The 17,809-nt window shown below is 65.6% G+C and carries 13 protein-coding genes; 5 read left to right on the forward strand and 8 right to left on the reverse strand.

Going from position 1 to position 17,809, the window contains the following annotated elements; genetic code table 11:
- Both ACHMWQ_RS19715 and ACHMWQ_RS19720 read right to left on the reverse strand, forming a co-directional pair.
- The gene (locus ACHMWQ_RS19715) at positions 1-1,422 is read right to left on the reverse strand and encodes an FAD-binding oxidoreductase (RefSeq protein ID WP_396308766.1); all 1,422 of its coding nucleotides are present in this window, start codon (positions 1,420-1,422) and stop codon (positions 1-3) included.
- Between the two features lie 174 nt (positions 1,423-1,596).
- Positions 1,597-2,580, reverse strand: a complete 984-nt coding sequence (locus ACHMWQ_RS19720) for a zinc-binding dehydrogenase (protein WP_396308767.1) — start codon at positions 2,578-2,580, stop codon at positions 1,597-1,599.
- A 190-nt stretch (positions 2,581-2,770) separates the two neighbouring features.
- On the opposite strand from ACHMWQ_RS19720, the gene ACHMWQ_RS19725 reads away from it, so the two are divergent.
- On the forward strand, positions 2,771-5,119 hold the full coding sequence (locus ACHMWQ_RS19725; RefSeq protein WP_354550390.1) for a UvrD-helicase domain-containing protein: 2,349 nt from the start codon (positions 2,771-2,773) through the stop codon (positions 5,117-5,119).
- A 33-nt stretch (positions 5,120-5,152) separates the two neighbouring features.
- Here ACHMWQ_RS19725 and ACHMWQ_RS19730 read toward each other — a convergent pair whose 3' ends face one another.
- Both ACHMWQ_RS19730 and ACHMWQ_RS19735 read right to left on the reverse strand, forming a co-directional pair.
- Complete coding sequence (locus tag ACHMWQ_RS19730) at positions 5,153-5,914, reverse strand: DUF6065 family protein (protein ID WP_396308768.1); 762 nt, start codon at positions 5,912-5,914, stop codon at positions 5,153-5,155.
- Positions 5,915-6,138: 224 nt separating this feature from the next.
- Entirely contained in the window at positions 6,139-6,579 is a 441-nt protein-coding gene (locus ACHMWQ_RS19735) for a GNAT family N-acetyltransferase (RefSeq protein WP_396308769.1), read from the reverse strand.
- Positions 6,580-6,611: 32 nt separating this feature from the next.
- Here ACHMWQ_RS19735 and ACHMWQ_RS19740 point away from each other — a divergent pair, with 32 nt between their 5' ends.
- The gene (locus ACHMWQ_RS19740) at positions 6,612-7,517 is read left to right on the forward strand and encodes a 50S ribosomal protein L11 methyltransferase (protein ID WP_396308770.1); all 906 of its coding nucleotides are present in this window, start codon (positions 6,612-6,614) and stop codon (positions 7,515-7,517) included.
- 268 nt (positions 7,518-7,785) lie between these two features.
- On the opposite strand, the gene ACHMWQ_RS19745 is transcribed toward ACHMWQ_RS19740, so the two are convergent.
- Together ACHMWQ_RS19745 and ACHMWQ_RS19750 are read right to left on the reverse strand one after the other, a co-directional pair.
- Complete coding sequence (locus tag ACHMWQ_RS19745) at positions 7,786-9,279, reverse strand: acetyl-CoA hydrolase/transferase family protein (RefSeq protein WP_396308771.1); 1,494 nt, start codon at positions 9,277-9,279, stop codon at positions 7,786-7,788.
- A 140-nt stretch (positions 9,280-9,419) separates the two neighbouring features.
- Positions 9,420-9,638 carry a hypothetical protein gene (locus ACHMWQ_RS19750; RefSeq protein ID WP_266329538.1) on the reverse strand — a complete coding sequence of 73 codons (219 nt, stop codon included), beginning with the start codon at positions 9,636-9,638 and terminating at the stop codon, positions 9,420-9,422.
- Between the two features lie 233 nt (positions 9,639-9,871).
- Here ACHMWQ_RS19750 and ACHMWQ_RS19755 point away from each other — a divergent pair, with 233 nt between their 5' ends.
- Both ACHMWQ_RS19755 and ACHMWQ_RS19760 read left to right on the forward strand, forming a co-directional pair.
- Positions 9,872-11,707, forward strand: a complete 1,836-nt coding sequence (locus ACHMWQ_RS19755) for an aminopeptidase P family protein (protein WP_396308772.1) — start codon at positions 9,872-9,874, stop codon at positions 11,705-11,707.
- A gap of 128 nt (positions 11,708-11,835) precedes the next feature.
- Positions 11,836-12,438: a PRC-barrel domain-containing protein gene (locus ACHMWQ_RS19760; protein WP_396308773.1), complete on the forward strand. Its 603-nt coding sequence runs from the start codon at positions 11,836-11,838 to the stop codon at positions 12,436-12,438.
- A 61-nt stretch (positions 12,439-12,499) separates the two neighbouring features.
- On the opposite strand, the gene ligA is transcribed toward ACHMWQ_RS19760, so the two are convergent.
- Positions 12,500-14,647, reverse strand: coding sequence for an NAD-dependent DNA ligase LigA (gene ligA / locus ACHMWQ_RS19765; protein ID WP_396308774.1), 2,148 nt, complete (start codon positions 14,645-14,647; stop codon positions 12,500-12,502).
- A 93-nt stretch (positions 14,648-14,740) separates the two neighbouring features.
- A complete protein-coding gene (locus ACHMWQ_RS19770) occupies positions 14,741-16,018 on the reverse strand; it encodes a multidrug effflux MFS transporter (RefSeq protein ID WP_396308775.1) in 1,278 nt (425 codons plus the stop codon).
- A 366-nt stretch (positions 16,019-16,384) separates the two neighbouring features.
- On the opposite strand from ACHMWQ_RS19770, the gene ACHMWQ_RS19775 reads away from it, so the two are divergent.
- Entirely contained in the window at positions 16,385-17,767 is a 1,383-nt protein-coding gene (locus ACHMWQ_RS19775) for an FAD-binding oxidoreductase (RefSeq protein WP_396308776.1), read from the forward strand.
- Positions 17,768-17,809: the final 42 nt, after the last annotated feature.

Consider the following 17,809-nt stretch of genomic DNA (forward strand, 5'->3'; position numbering starts at 1 on the left):
TCATGCATCGGGCAGGATCTTGCCCGGATTGAGGATCCCGAGCGGGTCCAGCGCCGCCTTGATCACTCGCATGATGTCGAGACCGTGGCCATGCTCCTTGACGAGATATTTGCGCTTGCCCTGGCCGACGCCATGTTCGCCGGTGCAGGTGCCGTCAAGCGCGATGGCCCGCTCGTTCATCCGGCTGATCACGGCTTCCGCCTTCGCGATCTCTTCCGGATTGGTGATGTCGATCAGCAGCTGGGTGTGAAAATTGCCGTCACCGACATGGCCGACGACCGGCCCGATCAAGCCATTGGCCGCGATATCGGCGCTGGTCTCGGCGACGCATTCGGCCAGCATCGAGATCGGCACGCAGACGTCGGTCGAGACGCTCTGGATGGTGTCGCCGGGCCGAAGCCCCTTCACGGCGAAATAGGAATCGTGCCGCGCCTGCCAGAGCTTGGTGCGGTCCTCCGGACGCGTCGCCGAGGCGAATTCGCCGCCGTTGAATTCCTGCGCGATCGCGGCGAACTGCTCCGACTGTTCCAGCACCGAGGCCGGCGAGCCGTGGAACTCGAGGAACAGATGCGGCGTCTCGGGCAGGCCGAGCTTGGCGAACTCGTTGGTGGCGCGGATCATCATGGCGTCGCCGAGCTCGACGCGGGCGATGGGGATGCCACTCTGGATGGTCAGGATGGCCGCATTGCAGGCGTCCTCCACGGTCGGGAAAGAGCAGACGCCGGCAGCGACCGATTCCGGCAGGCCATGCAGGCGCACCGTCACCTCGGTGATGATGCCAAGCGTCCCTTCCGAGCCGACCAGCAGTCGGGTCAGGTCATAGCCGGCCGAGCTCTTCTTGGCGCGGCTGCCGGTGCGGACGATCGAGCCATCTGCCATGACGGCCGTCAGGCGGACGACGTTCTCGCGCATCGTGCCGTAGCGGACGGCATTGGTGCCGGAAGCGCGCGTCGCCGCCATGCCGCCAAGGCTGGCGTCGGCGCCGGGATCGATCGGGAAGAACAGGCCCTGGTCGCGGATGTAATTGTTGAGCTGGATGCGGGTGACGCCCGCCTCGACCGTGCAGTCGAGATCCTCGGCATGCACCGCGACGATCTTGTTCATCTGCGACAGGTCGATCGACACGCCGCCGAACGGTGCGTTGACATGGCCTTCCAGCGAGGTACCGGTGCCAAAGGGAATGATCGGCACGCGGTGCGCGGCGCAGATCTTCACGATCTCGGAGACTTCTTCCGTCGACGTGGCGAACACCACGGCATCGGCCGGCTCGTTCGGGAGCCAGGTGGTCGTATTGGCATGCTGGCGCCGGACCTCGAGCCCGCGCGTAAAGCGCGAGCCGAAGCGCTCCTGCAGAAGATTGAGCGCCGTGGCGAGCGCCACTTCGTCACGCGCATCATCATGGCGCAGCGCCGAAACTACCATACTGAAAAGCCTCCCGAACGATTTCATGGCTCGCTCGCCATGGTGCGCGCAACCTAGCAAAACCATGCTGCCACGCCAAAGACTTCCTGCCGCTTTCGCGCCCTGCCCTGCGCCGAAATCGACGGTTTCACACGGCGCAGTGGCCCGGCTCGGAATAGCCTACCAGCCGGTTCGTCACACCGAACCCCGGATGGCGATCTTGCCCGACCGGCCGGGCCGATCGCTGGCAGCGGCGGCCGCGGCCGCCTCCGTGAGGGCGAATCTTTCGTCGACGGTCAATCGGAGCTCGCCGGAGGCCGCCAGCCGGACCAGTTCGCCGATCAGGCGCCCCATTTCGACCTTGTCGGTCGACTGCATGCGCCGCGCCCCCCAGAACCCCTTCACGGACACCTGCCGGAAGATGAGGTCGCCGGAGCTGATCACCAGCGGTTTGTTCGACATCGCGCCGAAGGACATCAGCATTCCGCCCTCGGCCAGGAGGCTGGTGAGCCGGCCGCCCTCCTCGCCGCCGACGGAATCGACCGCCCGCAGGATCGACCCGCTGCCGACCAGCGCCCGAACACGATCCTCCCAGCCGGCGCTTTCCGTGGAGACGACGTTGTCGACGCCGAGCGCCGCCAGCTCGGTAATGCCGTCGTCGCGCCGGACCAGGCCCACGACCTTGATCCCGCGCGCCTTGGCCAGCATGGCGACGATCTTGCCGACCGCGCCATTGGCCGCGTTCTGGATCATCCACTGGCCACTGCCGATCTGCAGGTCTTCCAGCAGCATCAGCGAACTGAGCGGCATGGCGATCAGCTGGCAGCCCGTGTCGTCATCGATCGCGTCCGGCAGCGGCACCGCCGAGGCGGCCTTGGCCACGAAACTTTCGGCCCAGGCACCCAGCACACCGGCAACTACGACGCGCTGGCCGATGGCCGGCACCGTTACGTCCGCGCCTTGCGCCTCGACGACGCCGACCGCCTCGCTGCCGCCGATCGCCGGCAGGACCGGCTTGTAGCCATAGGTGCCGCGAATGGTCCAAAGATCGTGGTTATGAATGGGCGACAGCGTCATGCGGACGCGGATCTCGCCGGGGCCGGGCTCCGGCGTCGGCCGCTCGCCGGTCACCAGAACCTCGGTCGGATCGCCGAAACGCTCGTAAATGGCCGCTTGCATGGGTCGCACTCCTGTTTCTCTTGCCCATAGGTAGCGCGCCCATGCCGCCCCCGCAAACCGCGCCGGAGCGGAAAAAGGCGGCCTCGCGCTTGGACAGGCGCGTTCTCCTTCTGTACGAAAGCTGGAATGGACGGCTGCCACGGTCCATATTTGTTCTCATGTACAGTTCTTCGAATCGACCGCCCCGCCTATGACCGCTCCCTTCGACAGTTCCGCGCCCGTCCCGCGTCCCGGCGGCATTGCTGCGCGTGCGCTTGGCAAGGCGGCCCCGCCCGACTATCTCGCACGCCTCAATCCCGAGCAGCGCCTGGCTGTCGAGACGACGGAGGGACCGGTGCTGGTGCTCGCCGGCGCCGGCACGGGCAAGACGCGCGTGCTCACGACCCGCATCGCACATCTGCTCGCTACCCAGAAGGCATTCCCGAGCCAGATCCTGGCCGTGACCTTCACCAACAAGGCGGCGCGCGAGATGCGCCACCGCATCGGCGAACTGATCGGCCCCTCGGTCGAGGGCATGAACTGGCTCGGCACCTTCCACGCCATCGGCGTCAAGATCCTGCGCCGCCATGCCGAGCTGGTCGGGCTGCGTTCGGATTTCACCATTCTCGACACCGACGACCAGATCCGCCTGATGAAGCAGGTGATCCAGGCCGAGGGCATCGACGAGAAGCGCTGGCCGGCGCGCCAGCTCGCAAACCTGATCGACAGCTGGAAGAACCGCGGCCTTTCGCCGAAGGACGTGCCGCCCGGCGATGGCGGCTCGTTCGCCGATGGCCGGGGCATCAAGCTCTACCAGGCCTATCAGGACCGGCTGAAGATGCTGAACGCCTGCGATTTCGGCGATCTGCTGCTGGAAAACCTGCGCCTGTTCCGCGAGCACCCCGACGTGCTCAAGGATTATCACCAGCGCTTCCACTACATGCTGGTCGACGAGTATCAGGACACCAACGTCGCGCAATATCTCTGGCTGCGCCTGCTGGCGCAGGGCCGCAAGAATATCTGCTGCGTCGGCGACGACGACCAGTCGATCTATGGCTGGCGCGGCGCCGAGGTCGACAACATCCTGCGCTTCGAGAAGGATTTTCCCGGCGCCGTCGTGATCAAGCTCGAGCGCAATTACCGCTCGACCTCGCACATCCTCGGGGCCGCCTCGCATCTGATCACCCACAATGAAGGCCGGCTCGGCAAGACGCTGTTCACCGATGCCGTCGATCCGGACGCCGCCCGCGTCCGCGTCGCCTCGTCCTGGGATTCGGAAGAGGAAGCCCGCGCCGTCGGGGAAGAGATCGAGGCGCTGCAGCGGCAGGGTCACAAGCTCAACGACATGGCGATCCTGGTCCGCGCCTCGTTCCAGATGCGCTCCTTCGAAGACCGCTTCGTCACGCTCGGCCTCAATTATCGCGTCATCGGCGGCCCGCGCTTCTATGAGCGGCAGGAAATCCGCGACGCCCTCGCCTATTTCCGCGTCGTCGTACAGCCGTCCGACGACCTCGCCTTCGAGCGCATCGTCAACGTGCCGAAGCGCGGCATCGGCGACACCACCGTGCGCCTGCTCTACGACCATGCCCGCGCCCGCCAGATCCCGATCATCCAGGCGGCCGATGAACTGGTGCACACCGAGGAGATCAAGCCGAAGACGCGCGGCGCATTGCGCGAACTGCTGGCCTCGTTCGAGCTCTGGCGCTCGAAGCTCGCCGCCATGAAGCATGGCGAGTTGGCGGAGATGATCCTGGAGGAGAGCGGCTACACCGAGATGTGGCAGCAGGACCGCTCGGCCGATGCGCCGGGGCGTCTGGAAAACCTGAAGGAACTGATCCGCTCGATGGAGGAGTTCGAATCCCTCCCCGGCTTCCTCGAGCACATCGCCCTCGTCACCGACACCGACCGCGCCGAGAACCAGGATGCCGTCTCGATCATGACGCTGCATTCCGCCAAGGGGCTGGAATTCGAGACCGTGTTCCTTCCCGGCTGGGAGGAAGGCCTGTTCCCGCACCAGCGCGCGCTGGACGAGAGCGGTCGCGCCGGCCTCGAGGAAGAACGCCGCCTCGCCTATGTCGGCATCACCCGAGCCAAGCAGCGGGCGATGATCTGGTTCTCCTCGAACCGCCGCATCCATGGCCTCTGGCAGTCCAACGTGCCGTCGCGCTTCCTCGACGAATTGCCGGAGAAGCATGTCGAGGTGATCGAGCAGACGTCGAGCTATGGCGGCTACAATGTCGGCGGCGTCGGCAATTATGGCGCCAGCCGCTTCGACCGCGCCGACTCGTTCAGCAACACCTATTCGACGCCCGGCTGGCAGCGCGCCCAGGCGAACAAGGGCTCCGCCCAGGCGCATGCCCGTTCCGCCCCGCGCCAGATCGAGGGCGAACTGGTGGCGAAATCGAGCGGCACGAACTCGAAATACGCGCTCGGCGAACGCGTCTTCCATCAGAAGTTCGGCTATGGCGCGATCATCGAGATCGAAGGCAACAAGCTGACCGTCGATTTCGAGAAGACCGGCGCCAAGAAGGTCGTCGACAGCTTCGTGAGCAAGGGCTGAAGGCGCTTTCGAAATCTATAGAGACCCGGCTTTCTATTCGCCGGATGCGCTATCCACGGGCGTTACGGCAACGAAGGGCTTCAGGCCAGACTTGACACGGTGCGAGTCTGGCGCGCGCTCACCTTGCGGTGTGACCCCGCGGAGATAGTGCTTCTGCCACTTCTGCTCACGTGCTAACGATCCCGGCTGCTTCAGGTCAGCATTGAACTGCTGACGGCTGGCATGCCACTCCGCATATTCGGCAGCGAGCCCGGGACTGGTCGATATCGGCTGCATCTTGGGCTCGATGGCCTCCAGTGCCCCGCGGCGGACCGGGAAGATGTGGCAGAACGGCTCGCCCTTCCGGAAACGGATAGCTGTCTTGGCCCGCGTGAACTTCCAGTTCATGGTGAAGCCGAAGGGGCCCCAATCACTTTCCACGATTCCCGTCAGCGGCGCGATCGCGTCCTTCGGCTGGTTGATCGGCCCCTGCACCACCAGATCTGTGCCGGGATCAGTCCGGAACAGTGCTGGCACATGAAATGTCAGGATGCCGCTGCCAAAATGGCTTCGCGCCGGCGCTACGGTGTCTGGATCCTCGAGCACAACGACACCGTCGACTCCCGGCCCGCCATTCCAGATCGCGGTGAAGCCGGCGGGTGAGAGCAGTTCCCAACCGAAGCCGTTCGCTATGACCAGAGGAATGCAGCGATAGGGCGCGCGCTGCGCTGCTGCATCCATCCAGTCACGGCGCGAAGGAGCCGGCCTGATCTCAAGCCGGCTCTGATCATCGAGAAGATAGCAGTTCAGTTCCACCGTGCTTCTACACCCGGCAAGCGATCCATGGCGGAAGCCCGCAGCAACTCTGACTACTCCGGCGGAGGCGACGGCGGCGGTAGGGGCGACGGCACGAACGAACCAGGGGCGGCGGCAATCGCCGGCAATGCCGAGCGCTTTAGCACGACCGGCTTTTCATAAGCTCTACGGATCATCTCTTCCTCCATTGGAACGATTCGAGATTACGTTATTCGGTCCTGCCGTCAACCGGCAGCCGCGCCGAGATCCCGACCCCTTGAAGGTGTTGGATCGCGTTCGAGCCGCATCAGCGCGGCCTCCGTCGGGCGGAAGCCGCACGCGCGGTAGAAGCCGGCGAGATGCGGCTCGAAGTCGACATGCAGCCAGAGGGCGCCGCGATCGGATGCCAGTTCGGCCGCGCGGCGCACCAGTTGCGTGCCGAGCCCGAGGCGCCGGTGGCTGGGATCGACGCAGGGGTCGAGTAGGAAGGCGTGGATGCCGCCATCCCAGGCGACGTTTACGAAGCCGACCAGTTGCGAGCCTGCATAGGCGCCGAGATGGACCAGGCTGCGCGACAGGATCGCCTGCGGATCGCGCGGCCCGGGCTGCCCCCAGCCTGCCTGCCACAGCCGATCGAGGTCGGGATGCGTCGGAAAAGGATCGACGCGGATTTCGGTTTCGGCCATGAAGCATGCACCCATTCGATCTCGGGGCGGCTATGAAGCATCTCCGCCCCCGCCAGACAAGGTTCGCTAACTTGACCCTCATCGCCTCCCTCAACCTCGCCAAGGAATCCGACGCGATCCGTCTCATCGAGGCGATCGGCGAGGATGACGATCTCGGCTACCCCTCTGCCGCCACGACGGAACAGGCAGACCAGAGCTGGACCGTCGATGTCTATTTCGAGGATGCGCCGGATGAGGTGGCGCTGGCCCGCGTTGTCGCAGATGCGCTCGGCCCCGATGCCGGCGCCTTCACCGTCGCCGAATTGCCGGACGAAGACTGGGTCGCCAAATCGCTCGAAGGTTTGAAGCCGGTTCGCGCCGGGCGCTTCCTCGTCCATGGCAGCCACGACCGCGACAAGATCCAGCCCGGCGACATCGCCATCGAGATCGAAGCGGGCGAGGCCTTCGGCACCGGCCATCACGGCACGACTGCGGGCTGCCTGGAGGAAATCGACCGGCTCGGCAAGATCCACGACTACAAGAGCATCCTCGACCTCGGCACCGGCACCGGCGTGCTGGCCATCGCCATCGCCAAGGCTTGGGAGAAGCCGGTGCTCGCCACCGACATCGACCCGATCGCCACCCGCGTCACGGCCGAGAATGCCGCGCTGAACGGCGTCGGCGACAAGATCGAGGCGGCGACGGCCGAGGGCTTCGGCAATCCGGTGATGGCGGCGAGCGCGCCGTTCGACCTGGTGGTCGCCAACATCCTCGCTGGTCCGCTGATCGCGCTGGCGCCGGAAATCGTCCAGCATCTGGCGCCGCAGGCGACCGTGGTGCTGTCCGGCCTGCTGGTAGCCCAGGGCCCCGGCGTCACCGCCGCCTACGAAGCCGAAGGCATGAAGCTGGTGCGCCAGGGCGAACAGGAAGGCTGGCTGACGCTCACGCTGGAGCGGTAGGGGCAGCAGACGTTCGCCGGTAGGCGAACTGCCGACCAATAGGCGCGGCCGCGACCCCACGCTCGCCGTCATCCTCGCGAAAGCGAGGATCCATGCAGCCGGGAGTTCATACGGACGAACCTCCCCAAAGCCCGGCTGAATGGATCCCGGGTCAAGCCCGGGACGACGCCGGAGGGTGAGGCGATAGGGTTCCTGACCGCCCTATGCGTACGCAGGCGATCCCCCTCGCCCGCTGGCGGGAGAGGGCTGGGGTGAGGGTCTTGCAGCCCTAAGGCAGCATCGACCCCGTCGCTTCCTGGCGCAGGTGCCATGAATAGGCCTCCGCCAGCAGATGCGGGGTCTGGCCGCCATGATCGCGGACGGCGCGACGATAATAGTCGGCTGCCAGCTCGCGATAGCTTGGATGGATGCAGTTGGCGATGATCACCTCGGCCCGTTCGCGCGGGGCGAGGCCGCGCAAATCGGCCAGGCCGATCTCCGTCACGACCACGTCGACGTCATGCTCGTTGTGGTCCACATGCGGCACCATCGGCACGATGCGCGAGATCGAGCCATCCTTGGCCAGCGACTTGGTGACGAAGATGCCCATATAGGCGTTGCGGGCGAAATCGCCGGAGCCGCCAATGCCGTTCATCATGTGCGTGCCGCCGACATGGGTCGAGTTCACATTGCCGTAGATGTCGCATTCGAGCGCGGTATTGATGGCGATGACGCCGAGGCGGCGCAGCACTTCCGGATGGTTCGAGACCTCCTGCGGCCGCAGCACCAGCCGGCTCTTGTAGTGGCGCAGATCCGGCATCACGCGCGCCTGGCAGGCCGCTGACAGCGTGATCGACGAGCCCGAGGCGAAGGCGAGCTTGCCGGAGTCGAACAGGTCGAACGTGCTGTCCTGAAGCACCTCGCTATACATGGTGAAATCGTGGAACGGGCTGTCGATCAGCCCGTGCAGCACGGCGTTGGCGATCGAGCCGATACCGGCCTGCAGCGGCGCCAGCGTCTCGGTCAGCCGGCCCTTGCGCACTTCATGGCTCAGGAACTCGATCAGATGACCGGCGATCGCCCGCGTCTCGTCATCGGGCGCGGTCGTCTCGGCCGAGCTATCCTGCCGCTCGGTGATGACGATGGCGGCGATCTTGTCGGGATCGATCTGGATAAAGGGCAGGCCGACGCGGCTATCCGGCGAGACGATCGGGATCGGTTCGCGATGCGGGCGGCGGGTCGGGATGTAGATGTCGTGCAGGCCCTCGAGCTCGGCCGGCTGGCCGATATTGAGCTCGATGATCACCTTTTCGGCCAGGATCGCGAAGGTGGCGGAATTGCCGACCGAGGTCGTCGGGATGATGCCGCCCTCGCGCGTGATCGCCACCGCCTCGACCACGGCGACATCGATCGGCCCCATCTGGCGCGAGCGCAGCAGCTCGACCGTCTCGGAGAGATGCTGGTCGATGAACATCACCTCGCCCCGGTTCAGCGCGGCGCGCAGCACGCGATCGGACTGGAACGGCAGGCGGCGCTTCAGCACATGCGAGCGGGTCAGCACCTCGTCGATGCCGTTGCCGAGCGACGCGCCGGTGATCAGCGTGATGCCGAAGGGCTCGGTGGCGGCGCGCTCGGCAAGCGCCAGCGGCACGGCCTTGGCGTCCCCTGCCCGGGTGAAGCCGCTCATGCCGACGGTCATCCCGTCGCGAATGAACAGGGCGGCCTCGGCCGGCGACATGACCTTGTCGAGAAGCGAGGGGCGGCGGATTCGATCCTGAAGCATGATGACCAGCTTGGGTTGTGATCGCTGGACCATAGGCTTCGGAAAAGGCGGAATCACCCCGCAAAAAGCAGAAAATCCGCGACGGGCTGTCGCGGATTTTCAAAAGGCAGACCGTTCACAACGGTCGGGGCAGAGGTCGCTTAGACGACCGAGCCCATCGCGCCGCGCTCGAAGGTCTCGCGGTCATAGCCAAACGTGGCGAGCGAGGCGTCGTCGAGCGAGAGCTGGTAGCCATTCACGAAGCGCGGCATCTGCCGGTCGCGCGTATGGGTCATGCGAGCCACAGCGCGCCGTACGACGCCATGGCCGCGGCTTCCGGCCGGGGCAACGCCGAACTCGCCAAATGCTGCAGTCAACATGATCAATTCCTTTGAGTGGAGGCGCCCTGTGCGTCCCTTAACCATCGTCCTTATAGCCCTCACGCTGACGTGAAGGTACAGCTGTAACGGAATGACAGACATGCGGTTTTTGCAACGCACAAGATGCTGCCGTAATTGCGCCGCGCCGCAAACAAGGAGTGTGATGGAATTGCAGTCGGCAAGGGGCCTCGCTAGGGTCGCCCCATTGTTCTCGCGTGAGAAGGCCCCTGCGCATGTTCCAGAATTTCGACGCCCCCAGCCGCGCCCATCCGATCCGCGACCGGCTGGTCGCGCTGCGCGCCCAGCTTGCGCGCGCGGGTCTGCAGGGTTTTGTCGTCCCGCATGCCGATGAATATCAGGGCGAATACATCCCCGCCGCGTCGGAACGGCTCGCCTGGCTGACGGGCTTCACCGGTTCGGCCGGCGCCGCCGTCGTCCTCGCCGGCGAGGCCGCCGTCTTCGTCGATGGCCGCTACACGCTTCAGGTCCGCGACCAGGTCGACGTCAACGATTTCACGCCGGAAGACCTGATTGGCCATCCGCCGCACCAATGGCTGAAGGGCAAGCTCTCCCAGGGCGACCGGATCGGCTACGACCCGCGCCTGCTGACGCTTGCGGAAGCTCGGCGCTTCGAGGCGGTGTGCCAGGGAGCCGGCGCAACCTTCGTGGCGCTCGACGAGAACCCCTTAGACGCGATCTGGGCCGACCGCCCTCTCCCGCCTCTGTCGCAGGTCATGCCGCAGCCGGATGAACTGGCCGGCGAGACGGCCGACTCGAAGATCCGCCGGATGCAGGAAGTGCTGGTCGACAAGGGTGTCGACGCTGCGATCCTTGCGCAATCCGACTCCATTGCCTGGACCTTCAACATCCGCGGCGCGGACGTGCCGCATAACCCCGTCGTACTGTCCTATGCGCTGCTGCGCCGCGACGAACGGCCGATCCTCTATGTCGATGGCCGCAAGCTTTCCAACGCGGTGCGCGACCAGCTTTCCGAACGGGCGGACATCAAGGAAGAGCGCGCCTTCCTTACCGATCTCGCCCAGTTGGGCACCGAAGGCCGCCGGGTGCTGGTTGATCCGCAGTCCATCCCGGCCCTGTTCGCCAAGACACTCACCGACGCGAAGGGCGTTCTGGTCGAGGGCGCCGATCCCGTCGTGCTGCCGAAGGCACGCAAGAACGCCGTGGAACTGGACGGCACGCGCCGGGCGCACCGGCGCGACGGTGCGGCGATGACCCGCTTCCTCGCCTGGCTCGACCAGAACGGCGCCAACGGCCGCGAAACGGAAATCAGCGTCGCCCGGAAGCTGGAGCAGTTCCGGTCCGAAGCGGGCGCGGCGGATGACATGCCGCTGCTGGAGATTTCCTTCGATACCATCTCCGGCGCCGGCCCGGACGGCGCCATCGTGCACTACCGGGTCAATGAGAGCACCGATCGGCCGCTCGAGAGCGGCACGCTCTACCTGGTCGATTCCGGCGCGCAATATCGCGACGGCACCACCGACATCACCCGGACCATCGCCATCGGCACGCCGACAGCGGAGATGCGCGACCGCTTCACCCGCGTTCTGAAGGGCCATATCGCGCTGGCGACGGCGCGCTTTCCGCAGGGCACGACCGGCGCGCAGCTCGACACACTGGCCCGCCACGCTCTCTGGCAGGCGGGCCTCGATTACGACCATGGCACGGGCCATGGCGTCGGTGTGTTCCTCTCGGTGCATGAAGGCCCGGTGCGGATCTCCAAGGCAGGCCACCTGCCGCCCGAGCCCGGCATGATCCTTTCGAACGAGCCCGGCTACTACAAGACCGGCTCTTATGGCATCCGCATCGAGAACCTGATCGTCGTCACGCCGCCGGCGCCGATTGCGGGCGGTGACCGCGAAATGCTGGGCTTCGAGACGATCACGCTGGCGCCCATCGACCGCAATTTAATCGAGGTCGCGCTGCTCAGCCCGGCCGAGCGCGCCTGGCTGGATGCCTACCATGCGCGGGTCCGCGAGACCCTTGCACCCTCGCTCGAAGGTGACGATCTGGCCTTCCTGCTCGCGTCGACGCAACCTCTGGGCGCATAGCACGAGCCCTCCGTTCCATCACGAAACATGTCAATGCGACAGGCTTCGTGATGGAACGTGACCCGCCGCACTCCGTTGTCCGATCGAGCCCAAGCTCAATTGGCTAGATAAAACACGGAGTTACGACCATGAAGATGCTATTTCCGACAACCGCCCTGGTCGCTCTCCTTGCTGCTGGCCCCGCGCTGGCGCAGGACGCAACCACGCCTGCCACCACGACCCCGGCCGCGACCACCACAACCGAAGCCGGCGCACCGGCCGGACGTTTCATCGTGCTCGAAGATGGCAGCACCGACTGGCTCGCCTCGACGCTGATGGGATCAACCGTCTATAGCGGCACCGACGAAAACCTCGGCAAGATCGTCGATATTCTCGCGACCGACGATGGCCAGGTGAAGGCCGTGGTGATCGGCGTTGGCGGCTTCCTCGGCATCGGCCGCAAGGATGTCGCGGTATCGCCGAGCACCCTCGAGCGGGTCAAGGCCGACAACACCCAGAAGCTGATCCTGAAGACCACCAAGGATGAGCTCAACGCGGCACCGGAATTCAAGACCGCCGCGCAGCAGGAATCGTCGAGCGTGACATCGACCCCAGCCACGCCGGACGCCACCGTCCCGGCCGCGGATCCGATGACCCCGCCGGCAGCGACCACGCCGGCTCCTATGGCACCGGAACCCGCGACCCCGGCTCCCGCAACGCCGGCACCTGAAACGGCTCCTGCGACGCCGTAAGACCCAAGAAGACGCAGGATCAGAGGCCTGCCCGCAAGGGCGGGCCTCTTTTTTGGTCGACTCAGTTGGCGCCGACCAGGGCGAACCAGCCATCTTCGTCGATCACCTCGACGCCATTCTCGGCGGCGGATTTGAGCTTTGACCCGGCCCCGGGCCCGGCCACCAGCAGGTCCGTCTTCTTCGACACCGAGCCCGCTACCTTGGCGCCCAGGCGCTCGGCCATCGCCTTGGCCTCCTCGCGGGTCATCCGCACCAGTGTTCCCGTGAAGACGACCGTTTTCCCCGCGACGGGGCTGTCGGTTCTGGCGGCTTCCAAAGGCTGCGGCGTTACCTGCTCCAGCAGGCGGGCGAAGGCATCGCGATTGTGCGGCTCGTCGAAGAAGTCGACCACGGCCTCTGCGACGACGCTTCCGACGCCTTCGATCCCGATCATCTCGATCCAGGCGTCATTGCCCTTCAGAAGCTCCGGTCCCGGCGGCCGGGCCGCCAGCGCCGTATCGCGGAACGCCTCGACCGTGCCGAAATGGCGGGCGAAGCGCTTGGCATTGGTCTCGCCGACATGGCGGATGCCGAGCGCGAAGATGAAGCGATTGAGCGCGATGCTGCGCCGCTCGTTGATCGCGGCGAACAGGTTGCGCGCCGAGGTCTCGCCATAGCCTTCGCGGTTCTTCAATCGCTGCAACTGGCCAGCGTCTCGTGCTTCCAGCGTGAAGATGTCGGCCGGCTCCTTGATCAGTCCCCATTCGTGGAAGGCCTGGACCTGCTTCTCGCCGAGCCCCTCGATATCGAAGGCATTGCGCGAGACGAAGTGGCGGATGCGCTCGACCGCCTGCGCGGCGCAAATCAGGCCGCCGGTGCAGCGCCGGACCGCCTCGTCCTCCTCGCGCACCGCATGGCTGCCGCAAACCGGGCAAACCGTCGGAAACTGATAGGGCGCGGCATCGGCCGGCCGCTTCTCCAGCACGACCGAGACGATCTGCGGAATGACGTCGCCGGCGCGCTGGATCACGACCGTGTCGCCGACCCGGATGTCGACGCCGTCGCGGATCGGCAATCCGTCGCCGCCAATGCCCTTGATGTAATCCTCGTTGTGCAAGGTCGCGTTGGCGACCACGACGCCGCCGACCGTGATCGGCTCCAGTTTCGCCACCGGGGTCAGAGCGCCCGTTCGGCCGACTTGGATGTCGATGCCGTTGAGGACAGTCACCGCCTGCTCGGCCGCGAACTTGTGCGCGATCGCCCAGCGCGGGCTGCGCGAGACGAAGCCGAGGCGGTTCTGGAGCGAAAGCGCGTTCACCTTGTAGACGACGCCGTCAATGTCGTAGCCGAGGCCGGCACGATCCATTTCCAGCCCGTGATAGAAGGCGAGCGCCTCCTCGACGCTGGTGCACAGCGTCATGCGCGGATTGGTCGGCAGGCCCCAGGCGGCGAAGGCCTCGACCATGCCCATCTGCGTCTCGGCCGGCATGGCGCTCATCTCTCCCCAGGCATAGGCAAAGAAGCGCAGCGGCCGCGCGGCCGTGATCTTGGAATCGAGCTGGCGCAGCGAGCCGGCCGCCGCGTTGCGCGGATTGGCGAAGGTCTTGCCGCCACCAGCCGCCGCCATGCGCGCATTCAGCGCCTGGAAATCGGCACGCGCCATGTAGCATTCGCCGCGGATCTCGACGATCTCGGGCACGCCGGCGGGAAGCTTGTTCGGGATATCGGCGATGGTGCGGGCATTGGCGGTGACGTTTTCGCCCTCGAAGCCGTCGCCGCGCGTCGCCGCCGTGACCAGCTTGCCACCCTCGTAGCGCAGCGACAGCGACAGCCCGTCGATCTTCGGTTCGGCGGTGAAAGGAATGGCGTCGGCCGCATCGATCTTCAGGAAGCGCCGGGCGCGGTCGATGAAGTCGATGACGTCCTGATCGTCGAACGCGTTGTCGAGCGAGAGCATCGGCACGACATGCGGAACCTTGGCGAACTTCGCGGAAGGGGCGGCACCGACCGACGTGCTGGCGGCCGAGATGAGCTCCGGGAAGCGGGCCTCGATGGCGATGAGGCGGCGACGCAGCGCGTCATAGTCCGCATCCGAGATCGTCGGCGCATCTTCCTGATGATAGCGGATGTCGTTTTCGGCGATCTCGGTGCTGAGGCGCGCATGCTCCTCGAACGCCTGATCCGGCTTCAGCGTCTCGACCGGTATGTCGCGCAGGCTATCCGACGGCATGGCATAACTCCCATTCAGGGAAAAGCTATGCCGCGCCGCCGGTGGGCTCGCAAGGGGGATTGGCTTTCGCCAACAGCCCCTTGCCAGCCGTCATCAATGGCCGACGTCGATCACGGCCGCCGGATCGGGATGATGCGGCGCGAACAGCCGGCCCCGCTCCGTCCAGATCACCACGATCAGGCTCAGCACGCCGGTGAGCAGGAAGCCCGTCGCCAGCGGCAGAACCGTGCCGTTGAAGGCCTGTCCGATGATCGTGCCCACGATGGTGCCGAGGATCGTCGTGTAGAAGCCGATCATCGACGAGGCCGTGCCGGCGATCTCACCGAGCGGCTCCATCGCCATCGTGTTGAAGTTGGGCATCGTCAGGCTGAACAGGAACTGGCAGGCGGCAAGGTTGAGCGCGAACAGGATCAGCGGCGGCTTGCCGTCGAACCAGTAGGCCATGCCGACCATGACCAGCGACATCAGCACATGGCCGCAGACGCCGGCATGCGAAATGCGGCGCATGCCGAGCCGGCGGACGAGCCGGATGTTGACGAAGGAGGCAAGCCCCATCACCGCCGCGATCATGCCGAACACCAGCGGGAAGACGGTGCCGAGGCCATAGACTTCCGTCTCGAAGATCTGCTGCGACGACGCGATATAGGCCATCAGGCCGCCGAACATCAGGCCGATCGCCGTCGAATAGCCGACCGTCGCGCGTTCGTGCAGACAGCGCTTCATGCCGTTGCCGATACGCGAGACAGAGAACGGCATCCGGTATTCCGGATGCAGCGTTTCCGGCATGCGGCGGCCGAACCAGATGGCAATGCCAACGGCCATAACCAGCATGCTGACGAAGATCGCGTGCCAGGAGCCGAACAGCAGGAACAGGCTGCCGATCGCCGGCGCGAACACCGGCACGATGATGAAGATCATCATCGTGAACGACATCACCCGCGCCATTTCGCGGCCTTCATACCGGTCGCGCACGATCGCCACGGAAAGAATGCGCGTCGCCGCCGCGCCCATGCCCTGGACGAGACGGCCCACCAGCATCAGCTCGAAGTTCGGCGCGAACAGCGCGATCACGCTGCCGATCGAAAAGACCACCAGCCCGATCATCAGCGTCGGACGGCGGCCGATGATATCGGAAGCCGGCCCGTAGAACAGCTGCATGATCGCGAAGCCGGCCATGTAGACGCTCAGGATCAGCTGAACCTCGTTCGCCGAGGTGAGGCCGAAATCGCGCTGGATGTGGCCGAAGGCAGGCAGCAGATTGTCGATCGACATCGAGCCAAGCGCCATCATGAAGGCGATGATGACGACGAATTCGGCGAAGGACGGCTCACGGGCTGGACGCTCGGAAGCGCCCACGGACAAGACGGACATAGCAAGTTTCCAAACGGGACGTCGGCAGGCGAAATGGCCTGCGCGAGTGCAACGAAGCGCCGGAGGCAGCATGGCGCTGGCCTGAAACGATCCTTGCGAGGGTATTCAACTAGGCGGAAATATGTGGCGTGGCCGTGACACAGGTCACAGGAGACGCGAGATCAGCTTCTTCCCTAGTGCATCCTCACTCCAAAGGCAACCTTATGATTAACGTCGCCCGGCGTGACGAAGGCCCGGAAGCGGCCCGCGATCCGCCCGCGCGATGTCGTATGCTCGCGGAGCGATGTGGTCGCCGGCGGCACATTATCGTACCATGCGGCGGGCACTCCCGAGTTGCGGCAGACGCAGACCAGTGGAGGTAACGCCATGCCCAATCAGGAAGCCGTTGAACTCGCCAGCAAACTTCGCGGCCCGGTCATCGACCGCGACAGCCCCGAATACGACGACGTCCGCAAGCTCTACAACGGAATGATCGACAAGAAGCCGCGGATGATCGCGCGCTGCAGTGACGTCGCCGACGTAATCGAGGCCGTCAACTTTGGTCGCGATCACAAATTGCTGATCGCCATACGCGGCGGCGGCCATAACGGACCCGGTCTCGCCAGTTGCGATGATGGTCTGGTCATCGACCTGTCCCAGATGAAAGGCGTCCGCGTCGATCCCGAGGCCGCGACCGTTCGGGTCGGCCCTGGCTGCACCCAGGGCGACGTCGACCACGCGACACACGCCTTCGGCCTCGCCGTCCCGGCCGGGATCGTCTCGACCACCGGCATTGCTGGGCTGACGCTCGGCGGCGGCACCGGCTACCTGACCCGCCAGTTCGGCCTCACCATCGACAACCTGCTCGAGGCCGATGTCGTCCTGGCCGATGGAAGCTTCGTCACCGCCAACAAATCCGAGCGGCCCGACCTGTTCTGGGCCTTGCGCGGGGGCGGCGGCAATTTCGGCGTCGTGACCAGCTTCCTGTTCAAGGCCCATCCGGTGAACATGGTCTATGGCGGCCCCATCTTCTGGGACCAGAAGGACGCGGCCGCCGTCATGCGGCGCTATCGCGACAAGCTGCCGGCAGCGCCCGAGCGGCTCGGCGCCTTCTTCGGCCTGAAAACCATGCCCTCCGCCGATCCCTTCCCGCGCGAGCATTGGGGCAAGCGCATCTGCGCGCTGATCTCCTGCTATAACGGACCGCAGGAGGAAGGCGTGGCGGCGATGAAACCCTTCCTCGAAGGCGTACCCCCGCCGCTCGTCAACTGGATGAGCATGATGCCCTTCCCGGCGCTGCAGAGCCTGTTCGACCCGCTGATGCCGACCGGCATGCAGTGGTACTGGAAGGGCGATTTCGTCGGTGAGCTGACGGACGCCGCGATCGACACGCACCTCACGCAGGCGGCGAACACGCCGAGCATGCTGTCGCTGATGCACCTCTATCCAATCGACGGCGCCGTGCACCGGGTCGGCAAGGACGAGACGGCCTGGAGCGCCCGAGATGCCCGCTGGTCGATGGTGATCGCCGGCATCGACCCGAACCCTCAGCAGGCCGGGCCGATCAGCCGCTGGACCAAGAGCTACTGGCAGGCCGTGCATCCGCACAACAAGGATGGCGGCTATGTGAACTTCATGATGGATGACGAAGGCGACGCCCGGCTGAAGGCGACCTATGGCGCCAACTACGATCGCCTGATGGCGGTTAAGTCGAAATACGACCCGGACAACCTGTTCCGGGTGAACCAGAACATCCGTCCCCTGCACTGATCTGCCAAGCCAGGGCGGCGCGGAGAGCGCCGTGCCGCCTCA

This window comes from Kaistia sp. UC242_56 (assembly GCF_044452255.1).
Lineage (GTDB): Bacteria > Pseudomonadota > Alphaproteobacteria > Rhizobiales > Kaistiaceae > Kaistia > Kaistia defluvii_A.

Excerpts from the sequence above, each read along its gene's own strand:
- ACHMWQ_RS19715 (WP_396308766.1), bottom strand. The coding sequence starts at position 1,422 with ATGGTAGTTTCGGCGCTGCGCCATGATGATGCGCGTGACGAAGTGGCG.
- ACHMWQ_RS19720 (WP_396308767.1), bottom strand. The coding sequence starts at position 2,580 with ATGCAAGCGGCCATTTACGAGCGTTTCGGCGATCCGACCGAGGTTCTG.
- ACHMWQ_RS19725 (WP_354550390.1), top strand. The coding sequence starts at position 2,771 with ATGACCGCTCCCTTCGACAGTTCCGCGCCCGTCCCGCGTCCCGGCGGC.
- ACHMWQ_RS19735 (WP_396308769.1), bottom strand. The coding sequence starts at position 6,579 with ATGGCCGAAACCGAAATCCGCGTCGATCCTTTTCCGACGCATCCCGAC.
- ACHMWQ_RS19740 (WP_396308770.1), top strand. The coding sequence starts at position 6,612 with ATGAAGCATCTCCGCCCCCGCCAGACAAGGTTCGCTAACTTGACCCTC.
- ACHMWQ_RS19745 (WP_396308771.1), bottom strand. The coding sequence starts at position 9,279 with ATGCTTCAGGATCGAATCCGCCGCCCCTCGCTTCTCGACAAGGTCATG.
- ACHMWQ_RS19750 (WP_266329538.1), bottom strand. The coding sequence starts at position 9,638 with ATGTTGACTGCAGCATTTGGCGAGTTCGGCGTTGCCCCGGCCGGAAGC.
- ACHMWQ_RS19755 (WP_396308772.1), top strand. The coding sequence starts at position 9,872 with ATGTTCCAGAATTTCGACGCCCCCAGCCGCGCCCATCCGATCCGCGAC.
- ACHMWQ_RS19760 (WP_396308773.1), top strand. The coding sequence starts at position 11,836 with ATGAAGATGCTATTTCCGACAACCGCCCTGGTCGCTCTCCTTGCTGCT.
- ligA (WP_396308774.1), bottom strand. The coding sequence starts at position 14,647 with ATGCCGTCGGATAGCCTGCGCGACATACCGGTCGAGACGCTGAAGCCG.
- ACHMWQ_RS19770 (WP_396308775.1), bottom strand. The coding sequence starts at position 16,018 with ATGTCCGTCTTGTCCGTGGGCGCTTCCGAGCGTCCAGCCCGTGAGCCG.
- ACHMWQ_RS19775 (WP_396308776.1), top strand. The coding sequence starts at position 16,385 with ATGCCCAATCAGGAAGCCGTTGAACTCGCCAGCAAACTTCGCGGCCCG.